The following is a 13,995-nucleotide window of genomic DNA, read 5'->3' as shown; positions in this document are numbered from 1 at the left end:
TTGAACTGGCAGCCGGTGACCGGCGATCGCTTCCTGCTGCCCCAAGGCAGCTACGCGGCGGATACCATTCAGGTACGCCAGACCGACGGCGCGGGCAACGTCAGCGAATCCGGCAGCATCGCGGAGGCGATCAGCGTGGTCACCACGCCGCCTCCGGCACCGATAGCCACCCTGATCGGTGACGGACCGATCACCAACGACGCCACGGTGGATGTCGACGGCATTCTCGACGGCGCCACCTGGGAGTATTCCATCAACGGCGGCACCACCTGGCTGGCGGGCACCGGGGCGAGCTTCGAGCTGCCGGAAGGCAGCTACGCCGCCGGTACCGTGCAGGTCCGCCAGACCGACGGCGCGGGCAACGTGAGTACACCCGCCCGGGTCGGCGCGGTCGTGATCGATCTCACCGCCCCGGAATCCCCGACGGCCACGCTTGCCGATGAAAGCCCGATCACCAACGACGGCACCGTCAACGTGGGCAACCTCGAGCCCGAGGCCATTTGGGAGTACTCGCTCGATGGCGGTGACAGCTGGCTGATCGGTACGGGCACGAGCTTCACATTGCCCCAGGGCGACTACGGGATCGGCGACGTGCAGGTGCGCCAGACCGACCGCGCCGGCAACGTGAGTGAGTCTTTCGAACTGGGCGTTGCCGTCACCATCGACGTGTCGGCCCCGGAAGCCCCCATCGCCACCCTGGCGCTGGAAGGCGAGCTTATCAACGACGGGACCGTCAGCGTCACGGGAATCGAAGAGGATGCGTTCTGGGAGTACAGCCTGGACGGCGGGTCGAACTGGCTGGTGGGCGAGGGTGATAGCTTTACGCTACCGGATGGTCCTTACGCGCTGGATGATATTCAGGTTCGCCAGACCGATCCAGCGGGTAACGTTAGCCCGCTGGCGACCCTGGGGCCGGTGGTCATCGATACCATACCCCCACAGGCACCGACGCTGACACTGGCCAACGACACCGGTGTCGAAGGCGATGGCATTACCGCCGATGGCACCATTCTGGTCGGTGGTCTCGAGCCCGGCGCGACTTGGCAGTACCGGCTGGACACCGACGGCGCTTGGATCGACGGCAATAACGGAAGCTTTATCCTTCCCGAGGGTGTCTACACGGCTGGTCAGATTCAGGCGCGCCAGTTCGATGCAGCGGGTAACGTCAGTGAGGTGGCCGAATTCGGCGCGATCACCGTTGACCTGAACATCGAGCCGCCCACGCCGGTCGAGGCGCCGACGCTTGCGCTTGCCGAGGATACCGGCGCGGTGGACGGTATCACCAGCAACGGCACCGTGAACGTGCTGGGCCTGGTCGAGGGCGCCACCTGGGAGTACAGCACCGATGGTGGCGACAGCTGGACCGACGGCACCGATGCCAGCTTCGAGTTGGTAGATGGCACCTACCCGGCGGGCAGCGTGCTGGTACGTCAAACGCTTGGTGAGATCACCAGCGCTCCCCGTACGCTGGAAACGGTCACGATCGATACGACCGCCCCCGCTGCCCCCACGCTTACGCTTGCCACCAACACCGGCGTCGATGACGACGTGACCAGCGACGGTACGGTGCTGGTAAATGGTCTGGAAGAGGGGGCGAGCTGGGAGTACAGCACCGATGGGGGAGACACCTGGACGGCGGGCACTGGCACAAACTTTATCCTGCCGGAAGGTGTCTACGTGGACGGGCAGGTGTTGGCCCGCCAAACCGACATTGCGGGTAACCAGAGCCTGGAGGGCGAGCTGGCCCCGATCGTGGTAGACGTGACGAGCCCCGGCGGTGAAAACGGCACCGATGCGCCGTTTATCGCGCTACCGGCGCTGATCAACGGGTTCATCAATGCCGAGGCGGCGGATGAAGGCATCGAGCTGGGCGTGATGTTGACCCCCGGCACCCAGGCGGGCGATACGCTCACCGTTACGCTGACCGGCGGCGGCGAGACCCTGGAATTCGATTACACCGTAACCGATGAGGACGTCACCGCCGGCGCGATGAGCGTGGTGCTCGAAAGCGAGACCGCTTTGCTTGACGCAGGCTACAGCGTGTCCGCGCAAATCACCGATGGGGCGGGTAGTGGCTCTGCGGTGTCCAACGTGATCGGTTTCGTGCTCGATACGGTTGCGCCCAATGACGCGACCACCTTCATCGAGGTGGCCCCGATCACCGCAGACAACATCATCAACATCGCCGAGTCGGGGCGCAGCGTCGAGATCCGCGGGCGCGTCGATGGTGAGTTCCGCGCGGGCGATGAGCTCCTGATCACCGTGGGTGACGGCGAGTACCGCACCACCGTCGGAGCAGATGGCGCCTTTAATGTGGCGGTACTGGGAAGCCTGCTCGCCAGCGCCACGCCGCCGGAGGTAAGCTTCGCGCTCGCCGCTCGGGACGCGGCGGGCAATGTGGGCACCATCGTAGACACGGCAGATTACACCGTCGACCTCTCTACACCCACCGTGACGATCGACCCGCTGACCGGTGACAACATCGTCAACGCGCAGAATATCGCCAACGGTTTGGAGGTGACCGGCACGGTGGAAGGTGCTCCGGTAGGCGCCCCAGTGACTCTCGCCATTGCCGGTGCCACCTTCGAGGGAGTGGTTGAGAACGGCAGCTGGAGCGTGTCGATACCGGCAAGTTTTCTGCGCGATATCGATGGCAACACCGTGGAGCTCGTGGCCACGGTGGCCAACGAGGTCGGAAACGTTGGGGCGTCCGCGCCGGTTGATGTGGTGATCGATACCCTCGCCCCCACTGCGACCATCGCCATTTCGGATACACTAATCGGCGCTGGCGACGAGGCGCTGGTGACCTTTACCTTCAGCGAGCCCATCGAGAACTTCACTCTTGCGGATGTCGCTGTGACCGGCGGCACGCTGGTTGATCTTGCGAGCGAGAACGGTACCGTCTGGACCGCGACCTTCCAGCCAGGCGCCGTGTCCGGCCCGGCGAGCATTACCCTGGCCGGGGCAAGCTATACCGACCTGGCCGGCAACCCGGGTCAGCCGGCGAGCCTTGACGACATCACGGTGGATATCGACCGACCGTCACTCGAGTCGATCAGCTTCGCCGTGCAGGGCCGCCCCTTGACGTCCCAGGAAACTACCGAGGTAACCTTCAGCTTCAGCGAGCCGGTCACGGGCCTTGCCCTTGGTGACTTCACGGTCACCGGTGGGCGGCTTTCCAATCTGAGTAGCGTCAACGGTGGCGCGACCTGGACCGCCACGTTCCGTCCGGACGGCACGGCCACTAGCGCATCGATCACGCTTGAGAATGGAAGTTTCACCGATCTGGCCGGCAACCCCGGCATCGGCAGCACGAGCCCTGGTCTTGACATCGATATTCTCCAGCCGGTGCTGGTCATCGAGGCCGCCGATGACGGCTGGATCAACGAAGTCGAAGCCACGAGCGCCGAGGTGCAGGTCGGTTTTGGTGGTCTGAGTGTCCAGGAAGGCGAAATCGTTACGCTGGAGGTGATCGCCCGGCCCGGCGGTGAGCTCGCCGAGGGGGTGAGTATCGCCACGCTGACCTACACCTTGACCGCGGCGGATGTCGCCAACGGCTTCGCGACGTTCTCGCTGGACATTCCCACCGAGTACGCCTTCCAGCCGGCGAGCGCCCAAGTGCAAATTGGCGGTAGCGCTGGCTCGATGGACGTGGACTTCGTGCTCGATACCATTCCCCCGGGCCGCGCGGTGGATGAGGGCGTGGAGGTTGCCGGTAATGGCATCCTGTTGGGCACTCTATTCAACCCCGGTGAAGGCATCCGGCTGCGTATCGAAGATAACGAGGACACGGTGCGCATTCTGGATACCGATGACTACCCGGGACTTCTTAGCCAGAACGCCAGCGGACAGTTCGTGATCGACCTGTTCGTGCTGGCCCTGAACCTCGGGGAGCTTCTAGGCGATGATCTGGGCGATCTGCTGGATCTGAGAAGCCTCGATCTGCAGCTTTCCTCTTTTGATGCCGCAGGCAACGAAGGCGAAATCGTCACTCTGAACGATTTCAATATCCTGGGGCCGGTGGTGTCGCTTCTTGATTTCACCGGATCGCTGATCGGGGTGACCGACCCGGGTGCAACGGTACAGCTCGATGTTCGCCTTGCGGGCGTGACCCAGACCCTTACCGTCGGCTCCGATGAAAACGGCCAATTCGCGGTGAATCTGCTGGCTGACCCCCGATTGAGTTTCAGCCTCAACGACCTGCTTCAGGCGTCGATCACCGCCGTGGCGACGGACGCCCAGGGCAACCGCAGCGTCTCACCGGTCAACGCGAATCTGGTAGACCTGCTGCCGGTACCGCTCTCTACCCTGGATCTGAGCCCGCTCACCGATCTGGTGGTGGGCGGTGCCGGGGTCGTGCCGAGTCTGACCAATATCGTGCTGCCGGAGGGCAGTACGCTGACCGCAACGCTGGATGTTTCAGGGCTTGCCGGGGTCAACGTGCCATTAAGCAACAACCCCAATGGCACGCTTTCGCTAAACGTGGGCGCGGCGCTGGGATCTGCGGTGACGTCGCTGAATCTTCTAGGCGGCGTTGCGGGACTTCTGAGCGGGCGCGGCGTGGGGCTTACCCTCGAGTACACCTCGCCCGAGGGGGTGGTCGGCACCACGGAAGTGAGACTGCTGGGCGGGTCGTTGGCCACGCTCACTTTTGGTAGCGCAGGCGAGACCACGGTCATCGGTACGCCTGAATCGGACGTTCTCATCGTCGGTGCCGGTCAATCCATCGAGGCGCGCGGCGGTGACGACCTGATCGTGCTGCGAAGTGCTGATTTCGTCAGCATCGACGGCGGCGCCGGCACCAATACACTGCTCGTCGAGCAGGGGCTGACCCTCGAGCTTGCTGACTTCGCGCGCATGAGCAACGTTCAGCGCTTGAACCTGGGCACCAGCGGCAGCACGGTGCAACTCGACGCCGAAACCGCAAGTGCGCTGGCCGGCGACGGCGGCTCGCTTCAGATCATCGGCGGCGCGTCGAACAGCCTGTTGATTACCGGCGCCGCGTCTTCGATGGGCACGGTGGTAGTCGATGGCGTCACCTATCAGCAGATCACGCTGGGGGATACCAGCGTGCTGGTCAGCCCCGAGGTCGGCCTGGACTACGTGCCCACCATCAATCAGACCGCTGGGTACATTATCAGCGGAGGCGGCGAGGCGGGCGCGGCCGTGGTCATTACCGTGGGCAGTACTACCTACAACACCCAAGTGAACGGCGAAGGCGATTGGCGTCTGGTGCTCGACCAACCCGCCACGGCGGGCAGCCAGATTCGCGCGGTCGTGGGCGGCGATATCACCGAGACGGTCAGCGTGCCCACGCTCGTTGCCGCCCCATCCGGGCTACAGATTCGTACCCCGTCAGCGTTGGGTAATATCCTCAATCTGGTAGCTCAGCCTCCGCTACTTGAGGGCAATGCTCCCGGTGCCAACTCCGTGCGGATGGATGTCTATCAGAACGACCTGTTCACGTCGTTGAATAGCGCCACTATCGCCGTTGGATCGAACGGGGGATTCTCTACAAACGCTTCGTTGATAAATACCTTGCTCAGTGACGTTACAGGCTTTTTGTTGGGTGGCCAAGGAGTTAGCGTTGGATTCACCGCTCTACGCAATGACGGCTCACAAAGCACTACCGAAGTCGTCAATATCGGCTCGGCGGAGTCGGTGCTCGCCAACCCTACCGGAGCGCTCAATAACTTGCTCGGTGGAGTGCTGGGCGGTGTTGTCGGCCGCACCGATCCGCTGACGGTGAATACCTCCTTCTACGACGGCAGCGACCGCGCCGATCTCGTGCAGGGCAGTGCGCGTAATCAGACCTTCACTACCGAGGATGGTAACGATGTGGTCATTAGCACCGGCGGCGCCGATGTCATCAGCACCGGCACTGGCGACGACGTCATCGTGCTGCGCAGCACCCAGTTCGCCAGCATCGATGGTGGCGACGGGTTCGATATCGTCGCACTCGGCACGGGCATCAACCTGAACCTGACCAGTTCGACGATCGGCGAGATCAGTAACGTCGAGCGTATCGCGCTTGGCCGTAACAACGGAGCGAACACCCTGCGCCTGGGCCGCCAGGAGCTGATCGAGCTGACCGATGACGACAACGTTCTACAGGTCACCGGTGGCGGGCAGGATCGGGTCGAGCTTGCCGGGGGTAGCTGGAGCCGCTCGGCGGGCACGCAGACCGTTGATGGGGTGGTGTTCAACGAGTACACCAATCAGGACGTCATTCTACTCATCGAACAAACCATCAATAACGTAGCGGAGGTGTCTTGATCGAAGCGATGGTCGAACTGGCAGGCTGCAGTGAAAAAGGGCGCCGGGAGGCGGCGCCTTGCAAGCCCGAGAAAACGCGATGGCGAATGACAATGACAAGACACCGTGTCTGGTTGGTACTTTCTGTGGTACCGCTATGCCTGGCCCCTTTACCGGGGCTGGGGATAACGCTCGACGAGGCGGTGCGCCGCGGCCTCGAGATCAATCCGATGGTGGCCCAGGCCGAGCAGGAGCTGGCCGAGGCGGGCACCGAGGTGGATATCGCGCGGGACGGCTACTGGCCGACGGTCGCGCTTTCCGCCGGGCCCGAAGGGTTTTCGACCAGTAACTTCGGCTACGACTTGACCGCCAGCCAGACGCTGTACGACTGGGGGCGGGTGAGTAGTCAGGTGGAAGGGGCGTCCGCTACCTACCGCCAGTACGAGCAGGAACTCAGGCTCGTCGCCGAAGAGGCGGCGCTGGATGTCACCGAAGTGTATCTCGACGTGGTCAACGCCCGGCGCCGTGAGGCGGTGGTCGAACGCCACATCGAGTCGCTTGAGCGGATCGCTGCGCTTGCCCGCTCGCGCAGCGACATCGGCTACGCCGATCGGACCGAAAGCGACCGGGCGGCGCTGGAAATTGCCCGGGCGAGAGAGCAAGCGGCCCAGGAGGCGGGTATCCGCCGGGATGCGGAACTTCAGTTTCGCCAGCTGGTGGGCGCGGTGCCGAACGATATATCGCTGCCCGAACCGATGACGTTCACCCAAATGCTGCAAGCCTCTCCGGAAATGCTGTCCGAGGCGATTCTGGATGCACCTCAGTTTCGCCAGGGTGAAGAGCGCATTGCCGAGGCGCGTGCCGGCACCGAAGAAGCGCGAGCGGCGCTTTTACCCAAGCTCAATCTGGAAGGGTCGGTGCTGCGCCGCGAAATCGGCGGCACCATGGAGGACGACACCGTGGTGGCGCTACGGTTTCGCATGGATAGCTTTCAAGGGTTTTCCAACCTGCGCCGCACCCAGTCCGCCGAGCAGCGTTTGGAAGCGGCACGCTGGGGCGTCGAGGTGGCGCGACGTGACCTGGGGCGGTCGCTGACCTCGCTGATCGAAAATCACGAAGCGCTCGGCTTTCGCGAAGAGGCGCTGAGCGCGCAGTTGGACAACGCCTCGAACGTGGTCGATGTCTACGAAGAGCAGTTTTCGGTCGGCTTGCGTGACGTGTTGGATCTTCTCAGCCTGCAGCGCGACGCCTTCGAGGCCGAGCGCCAGTTGGTCGAGCTTGCGACCGAGCAGCGGCGCATGCAGTACCGCGCGGCGGCGCAGTTGGGCCTTCTTCATGCATTGATTACCGCCCCCCCGCAGAAGATGGAGCATCTCCTAAGGACCTCGCATGCAGCATCGCGATAGTCGCTCGCGCGCCACAAAAAGCGAAAAGCCCGGCGGTAATGAAAACACGCGTACCGACGCAGCGCCTTTGGCCCCACCAGGCGAAGACTTCAACGAAGGCCTGGCGCTGCTGTGCCGCGAGCTTGGCCGACCCACCACCGAGGTGGAGCTGACCGACGGCTTTGCTTTGGAGCAGGGGCGGTTACCGCTGAACCTGGTGCCCCGGGCACTCAAGCGTATCGGCATGACCGGGCGAGCGGTCGAGATGTCGCTGACTCGTCTGGGCGAGGGCTTGCTACCGGCGCTTTTGATGCTCGAACACGGCGCGGTGTGCCTGTTGGTGCGTGTCGATGCCGGCGAGGCCACGATTCTCGTACCCGAAACCGGCGGCGGCGAGGAGCGCCTGGCGCTCGAGACCCTGACGGCGCGTTACTCCGGCGTGGCAGTGGTGGCGCGCCAGGTATACCGGGCCGATGCGCGTGCCGGTAACTTTGCTAAAACGAAAAAAGAGCACTGGCTAAAGGGGCCGGTACGGCGGCAGTGGAAAACCTATGCGGAGGTCGGCGTGGCCGCATTGATGGCAAACCTGCTCGCCATTGCCACGGCGATTTTCGCCATGCAAGTGTATGACCGGGTAGTGCCCAACAATGCACTGGACACGCTCTGGATTCTGGCCAGCGGCGTGGCGCTGGCCGCCACTCTCGAGTTCGTGTTGCGCGTGCTGCGTGCCCGGTTGATCGACACCACCGGCAAGCGCCTTGATTTGAGCCTCTCCTCGAGGCTTTTTGAGCAGGTGATGCAGCTTCGCCTCTCAGCCAAGCCCGGCTCCACCGGGGCGTTCAGTAGCCAGCTTCGCGAATTCGAATCGGTGCGTGAATTCTTTACCTCTTCGACCATCGGCGCGATCAGCGATCTACCCTTCGTCATTCTATTTATCGGAGTGATCGCCTATATCGGCGGGCCGATCGCCTGGGTGCCGCTGGCGGCGGTGGTACTGATGGTGCTGCCGGGGCTTCTCGCTCAGCCCAGGCTTGCAACGCTTGCCCGCCAGAACCTGCGCGAAGGCGCCATTCGCCAGGGCGTGGTGCTGGAAACGCTGGAGAACCTCGAAACGGTGAAGACCACCCGAGCCGAGGCCCGCCACTTGAAAATCTGGGATTCGCTTTCGGCGGAGCTTGCCGATGCCGGGGTGAAAATGCGCTCGCTAAGCTCGACCTTGAGCTTTGGCGCCGCCTTCGTACAGCAGCTTTGCTATATCGGAGTGGTGATCGTCGGCGTGTATCAGATCAGCGCCGGCGCCTTGACCGTGGGCGCGCTGATCGCCTGCACGATTCTCGCCTCGCGCACCATTTCGCCGATGAGTCAGGTCGCCGGCATTCTGACCCGCTGGCAGCACGTCAAGGTCGCGCTCGAAGGCCTCGACGAGGTGATGAAAGCGCCGGTCGAGCGCCCGGAAGGACGCTCGTTCGTGCACAAGACCTCGCTTGCGGGCACCTATCATCTCGAGGGCGTGAAGCTCGCTTACCAGCAGGATAGCCCACCAGCGCTCAACCTTGATGTGCTCGATATCGCCGCCGGCGAGCGTATTGCGCTGCTGGGCGGCAACGGCGCGGGCAAATCGAGCCTTCTACGGCTGCTCGCCGGGCTTGCCGATGTGGACGCCGGCGAGATCCTGCTCGACGGTGTCAACATCGCCCAGCTCGAGCCCGCGGACAAGCGTCGCGCGATCGGCTACCTCCCTCAGGATATCGCGCTATTTTACGGCACTCTGCGGGAGAACCTGCTGCTCGACGGCCACGCCCACAGCGACGAGGCGCTGCTCGAGGCGCTAGAGTCGGTGGGCCTTGGCAGCTTCGTTGGCCGCCACCCTCAGGGGCTCGACTTGCCGATTCAAGGTAATGCCAGTCTTTCTGGCGGCCAGCGCCAGGCCGTGGGGCTTACCCGGCTTCTGCTTCAGGACCCGCGTATCGTACTGCTCGACGAGCCCACCGCCGCTTTTGACCAGACCAACGAGCGCCGCGTCATCGAAACCTTGAACGGCTGGCTCGAAAACCGAACGCTGATTCTTTCGACCCACAAGTCGTCGCTTCTGGCGCTGACCCAGCGCGCCATCGTGCTGAGCGAGGGCCGGCTTGCCATGGATGGACCGGTAGAGGGCGTGGTCAGCGGTAACCAGGTCAAGGTACCCGCCAGAAAACCTCAGGGAGTGCGCCGCCATGACACCCAGTGAAGCGATCCGTCACGAACTCGGCGATCCGCGCCTGACGCTGAGCCCTAAACGCAGCCACGTCATACTATGGGTAAGTTTTTTTGCCTTCATCGCCTTCATCGGCTGGGCGGGCTGGGCGACGATCAACGAGGTGACCAAGGGCGAGGGCAAGGTGGTGCCTTTCACCCGCCTGCAAACGATTCAGAGTTTCGAGGGCGGCATCATTGCCGAGCTATTGGTGGGCCGGGGCGACCGGGTGGAGGTCGGCCAGCCGCTGGTTCGCCTGGACGAGACGCGTTTTCGCAGCGCTTTTCTGGAAACCCTGAGCCAGATCGAAGTGCTCCAGGCGGCCATTGCGCGGCTCGAGGCCGAGGTGCTTGAGCAGGAGGCAATCGACTTCCCTGCCGAGATCGACCCGGAAGGGGGGCTTGCGCGCTCGGAGCAGGCGCTCTTTACCGCCCGCCGGGGGAGGCTTCGTGAGGCGCAAAGCTCGCTCAATGAAGAGATCGCGCTGGCGCGGCGCCAGCTTTCATTGGTGGAGCCGCTGGTGCGAAGCCGCTCGGTCAGCGAGATGGAGTCACTCAAGCTGAGCCAGACCATCGCCGGACTCGCCGGGCGGCTGGCGGAACTTCGCAACACCTACGTACAGGAGGCTTATACCGAGCTTGCTACCAAGAAAGCGGAGCTCGCCACCCTCGAGCAGATCATGCTGCAGCGTCGTGATCAGCTCACCCGTACGGAAATCCGCTCGCCGGTGCGCGGGCGAGTCAACGAGATTCTGGTCACCACGCTCGGCGGTGTGATTCAATCCGGCGAGCCAATCATGGAGATCACCCCCATCGAGGATCGTCTTTTAATCGAAGCCAGGGTCAAGCCCCAGGACGTAGCGTTCATCGCGCCGGGCATGCCGGCCAGCGTCAAGATCACTGCCTACGACTACACCATTTACGGCGATCTAAAGGGTCAGGTCGAGCAGATCAGCGAAGACACCATCGAAGAGGAGACCCCCCGCGGCACCGAAGCCTTCTACGAAGTGCTGATCGTTACCGATGAAACGCACCTGGTACGCCACGGCGAAACCCTGCCCATTCGCCCCGGCATGCGCGCCGACGTGGATATCCAGACCGGCGAGCGCTCGCTATTGAGCTACCTGTTGAAACCGCTGATCAAGGCGCGCCTCTATTGAGGCACGAAGGATTGAGGCACGCTTACCCGCCTGCGTGTAACATGACGGGCCCCCTGACATCCTTTCAGCCCATCAGGAGACACCTTGCGTCTGCACTATTCCGGGCCGCTCCCCGAGCGTATCGGCTTTTTACTGCTGCCCCGTTTTTCGATGATGGCGTTCTTCTCTGCCGTCGAGCCGCTGCGTATTGCCAACCGTATCAGCGGTAAGGCGCTGTTCGAGTGGCGCTTGATCAGCCTGGACGGCGAGCCGGTCACCGCCAGCAACGAGATGACGCTGGTGGTCGATCAGCCGATCGGCTCGGTGGAGATGGCGTCGCTGGCGCTGTGCAGTGGCTTCGAGCCCGAACGCCATCTCGACCGGGCGCTGATGGGTTGGCTCCACCGGCTTGACCAGGCCGGCTGTGCGCTGGGCGGGCTCGACACCGGCGGTTTTTTGCTCGCGGCGGCGGGGCTACTCGAAGGCGAGCGGGTCACGCTGCACTGGGAGAGCCTGCCGGTGTTTCGCGAGCGCTTCCCCTGGCTCGAAACCTCCGATGAGCTCTTCGAGCTTGGCGAGCGGCGTTTCTCCTGCGCCGGCGGCGCAGCGGCGATGGACATGGCGCTGGAGATGATCGCGCGGCGCCACGGCGCGACGCTGGCGGTGGCGGTTTCCGAGCAGCTGATTCACGAACGCTTGCGAAGCCACCACGACCAGCAGCGCATGTCGCTGGCCAGGCGGCTGGGCAGCCATAATCGCCGCCTGGTCGAGGCGGTGGCGCTGATGGAGCGCTACCTGGAGGAGCCGCTGGCGCTTGCCGAGATCGCCCGTCAGTGCGATGTGTCTCCTCGCCAGTTGCAGCGCCTGTTCGAGCATCAGCTCGGGGCGACGCCACGCCAATGGTATCTGAACCTGCGCCTGGAGCGGGCCGAGCGGCTGTTGACCGAAACCGGCATGAGCATTTTGGCGGTCGGCGTCGCCTGCGGCTTCGGCTCGAGTTCGAGTTTTGCGCGTGCGTTCAAGATCCGCTTCGGCTATTCGCCAACCGCTGCCCGCCGCCAGGCACAACGGCGCTAGAAACGGCGCATAGCGTTGTTATAACGTCGCACTGAGTCAATTCAGGCTGGTGAAAGACGTCACACTGGTCGATCGTTCTCGATCAAGGTGCAGTGAATGAAGACTTCTCTAACGAATTTTCCCCGATACGTTCTGCGCTGTGCTGGCGCTGGCCGCGCGCTCACCCTCGGCGCCTTGAGTATGGGCGGGCTCGCCGCAGCCCCTGCGGCGCTGGCTGCGCTTGACGAAGTGCGATTCGGCGTGCCGCCCTGGCCGGGGGTAACGGTCAAGACCGAGGTGGCCGCTCAGCTCATGGAGGCGATGGGGTACGAGACTCGCCAGCGTGAGTTGGCCGTGAGCGTGATTCTCGAAGGGCTGACCCGGGGCGATATCGACGTCTACCTGGGCGGTTGGTACCCGGTACAGACCGATATGGTCGAGCCGTTGATTGAAAACGGCGAGGTGGAAAAGCTCGTCTCCAACATTCAGGGTGCGAACTCGGGGCTGGTAGTACCGCGCTACGTGTACGATGCCGGCGTGACCTCGGTGGCCGATCTGGACCGCTACAAGAAGCGCTTTGGCGGTGAAATCCAGGGCATCGAAGCGGGCACCGGGATCAATACCGCGGTGCTGGAGGCGATCGACAACGACCTGGCCGGGCTCGGCGACTGGCGCCTGCGAGAAAGCTCGACCTCGGCGATGCTGGCTCAGGCCGAGCAGAAGATGAACGATGAAGAGTGGGTCACGTTCGTCGGCTGGGAGCCGCACTGGATGAACGTGAGCTTCGACCTGGCCTATCTGGAGGATGCCGACGATGCGGGCATCGCCGCCATCGAAAGCACCGTCTGGACGGTCGTACCGGCGTCGCTAGCCGATGAGTACCCGGCGCTGCATCGCTTCCTTTCCCAGTTCACGGTGGATATCGAGGATCAGAACGAGTGGGTCCACGGCTATAGTTTCGAGGATCGCCCGGCGGACGAGGTCGCATCCGACTGGATCGGCGCCCACCTGGATACGGTCGCAGGCTGGCTCGAAGGGGTCGAGGCGAAGGACGGCACGCCCGCCATCGACGCAGTAAAAGCCGCTTACGAATAAGCCGCACCCAGATGATCCTTGAGCGCCTGGCAGAACGTTTGCCAAGCGCTCTGCATCTCGGGTAAATGCGCGTGGGCGTGCAGGGCGGCGTGCACCATGTGCGGCGCGCAGCGGTAGCCGACCGACGCCCCTTCGCGGCGCCACGCCGCCACCACTCGTTCAAGCGGTGCGGTCAAGGGGTCGTGCTCGACCGCCAGCACTTCGACGACGCTGTTTGGTAACGGCGTGGGCGAGGCGTCGCCAAGCGGCGGGCAAAGCGGCGAAAGAAACAGCACGTCCTGGCGGCTTAGAAGCGGGGCGTCCGGGCCGAGCGTTTGCGCCCGCAGGTCGTTCACCGGCGGATAGACCAGTCCAAGCGGCACCTCGAGCCCGGCCGCGTGGGAGCAATCCATCGCCAGGCGCGCCCCGGCGCTGTCGCCAACCAGCGCGGCCGGGCAGAGCGCTTCGATGACATCGATGCAGCGCCGCGTCGTCGCCGCGTAGCTCGCCTCCGGTGCCCGCGGGTAGTCGAGGCTGATGACTTCGCGGCCAAGGGCTTGGGCCAGGCTCGCGGCGATACCGTGGTGGCTTGCGCTCGAGCCGAGCGTAAAGCCGCCGCCGTGTAGAAACACCACCGGCGCGCGTGCAGCGCCAGCCGGGACAAAGCGCCGTAAGGGGAGGCCATCGACGGCGGCGTCGTCGATTCGCATACCCGCTGGATCTGGCGGCGCGAACGATTGGCAGAGCGCATCGTAACGCTTGCGCGCCAGGGCGATCGGCAGCGTTGCAAGGGGTTCCAGGCCCGCCTCGAAGCGGCGAATGAACGTCTCGATCTTCATGGCCGACCCTTT

Annotated in this window: 7 protein-coding genes; 6 read left to right on the top strand and 1 reads right to left on the bottom strand. The window is 63.9% G+C overall.

What is annotated here, in order from left to right; translation table 11 throughout:
- The first annotated feature begins 15 nt into the window (after positions 1-15).
- The 6 genes from ACGK9R_RS07235 to ACGK9R_RS07210 all read left to right on the top strand — a co-directional run bounded on the left by ACGK9R_RS07235 (position 16) and on the right by ACGK9R_RS07210 (position 13,165).
- Positions 16-6,276 (top strand): Ig-like domain-containing protein, encoded by a 6,261-nt coding sequence (locus ACGK9R_RS07235; RefSeq protein ID WP_394579722.1) that lies wholly within the window; start codon positions 16-18, stop codon positions 6,274-6,276.
- An 86-nt stretch (positions 6,277-6,362) separates the two neighbouring features.
- Positions 6,363-7,661 carry a TolC family protein gene (locus ACGK9R_RS07230; RefSeq protein WP_394579720.1) on the top strand — a complete coding sequence of 433 codons (1,299 nt, stop codon included), beginning with the start codon at positions 6,363-6,365 and terminating at the stop codon, positions 7,659-7,661.
- Complete coding sequence (locus ACGK9R_RS07225) at positions 7,645-9,870, top strand: type I secretion system permease/ATPase (RefSeq protein WP_394579718.1); 2,226 nt, start codon at positions 7,645-7,647, stop codon at positions 9,868-9,870. Before ACGK9R_RS07230 ends, ACGK9R_RS07225 begins: the two co-directional genes overlap by 17 nt.
- Positions 9,857-11,035: an HlyD family efflux transporter periplasmic adaptor subunit gene (locus ACGK9R_RS07220; RefSeq protein WP_394579716.1), complete on the top strand. Its 1,179-nt coding sequence runs from the start codon at positions 9,857-9,859 to the stop codon at positions 11,033-11,035. Before ACGK9R_RS07225 ends, ACGK9R_RS07220 begins: the two co-directional genes overlap by 14 nt.
- An 84-nt stretch (positions 11,036-11,119) precedes the next feature.
- On the top strand, positions 11,120-12,091 hold the full coding sequence (locus ACGK9R_RS07215) for a GlxA family transcriptional regulator (RefSeq protein WP_394579714.1): 972 nt from the start codon (positions 11,120-11,122) through the stop codon (positions 12,089-12,091).
- A 180-nt stretch (positions 12,092-12,271) separates the two neighbouring features.
- Positions 12,272-13,165 (top strand): ABC transporter substrate-binding protein, encoded by an 894-nt coding sequence (locus tag ACGK9R_RS07210; RefSeq protein WP_394579750.1) that lies wholly within the window; start codon positions 12,272-12,274, stop codon positions 13,163-13,165.
- Here the strand turns inward: ACGK9R_RS07210 and ACGK9R_RS07205 are convergent.
- Positions 13,156-13,983: an alpha/beta hydrolase fold domain-containing protein gene (locus tag ACGK9R_RS07205; protein WP_394579712.1), complete on the bottom strand. Its 828-nt coding sequence runs from the start codon at positions 13,981-13,983 to the stop codon at positions 13,156-13,158. The two genes, ACGK9R_RS07210 and ACGK9R_RS07205, sit on opposite strands and share 10 nt — an antisense overlap.
- Between the last annotated feature and the right edge of the window lie 12 nt (positions 13,984-13,995).

It is taken from the genome of Halomonas sp. HNIBRBA4712 (assembly GCF_043558675.1).
In the GTDB taxonomy this organism is placed as follows: Bacteria; Pseudomonadota; Gammaproteobacteria; order Pseudomonadales; family Halomonadaceae; genus Vreelandella.
Note: the sequence above shows the minus strand (reverse complement) of the source record. Positions and strands in the feature narration are given on the sequence as shown.

Excerpts from the sequence above, each read along its gene's own strand:
- ACGK9R_RS07230 (WP_394579720.1), top strand. The coding sequence starts at position 6,363 with ATGACAATGACAAGACACCGTGTCTGGTTGGTACTTTCTGTGGTACCG.
- ACGK9R_RS07225 (WP_394579718.1), top strand. The coding sequence starts at position 7,645 with ATGCAGCATCGCGATAGTCGCTCGCGCGCCACAAAAAGCGAAAAGCCC.
- ACGK9R_RS07220 (WP_394579716.1), top strand. The coding sequence starts at position 9,857 with ATGACACCCAGTGAAGCGATCCGTCACGAACTCGGCGATCCGCGCCTG.
- ACGK9R_RS07210 (WP_394579750.1), top strand. The coding sequence starts at position 12,272 with ATGGGCGGGCTCGCCGCAGCCCCTGCGGCGCTGGCTGCGCTTGACGAA.
- ACGK9R_RS07205 (WP_394579712.1), bottom strand. The coding sequence starts at position 13,983 with ATGAAGATCGAGACGTTCATTCGCCGCTTCGAGGCGGGCCTGGAACCC.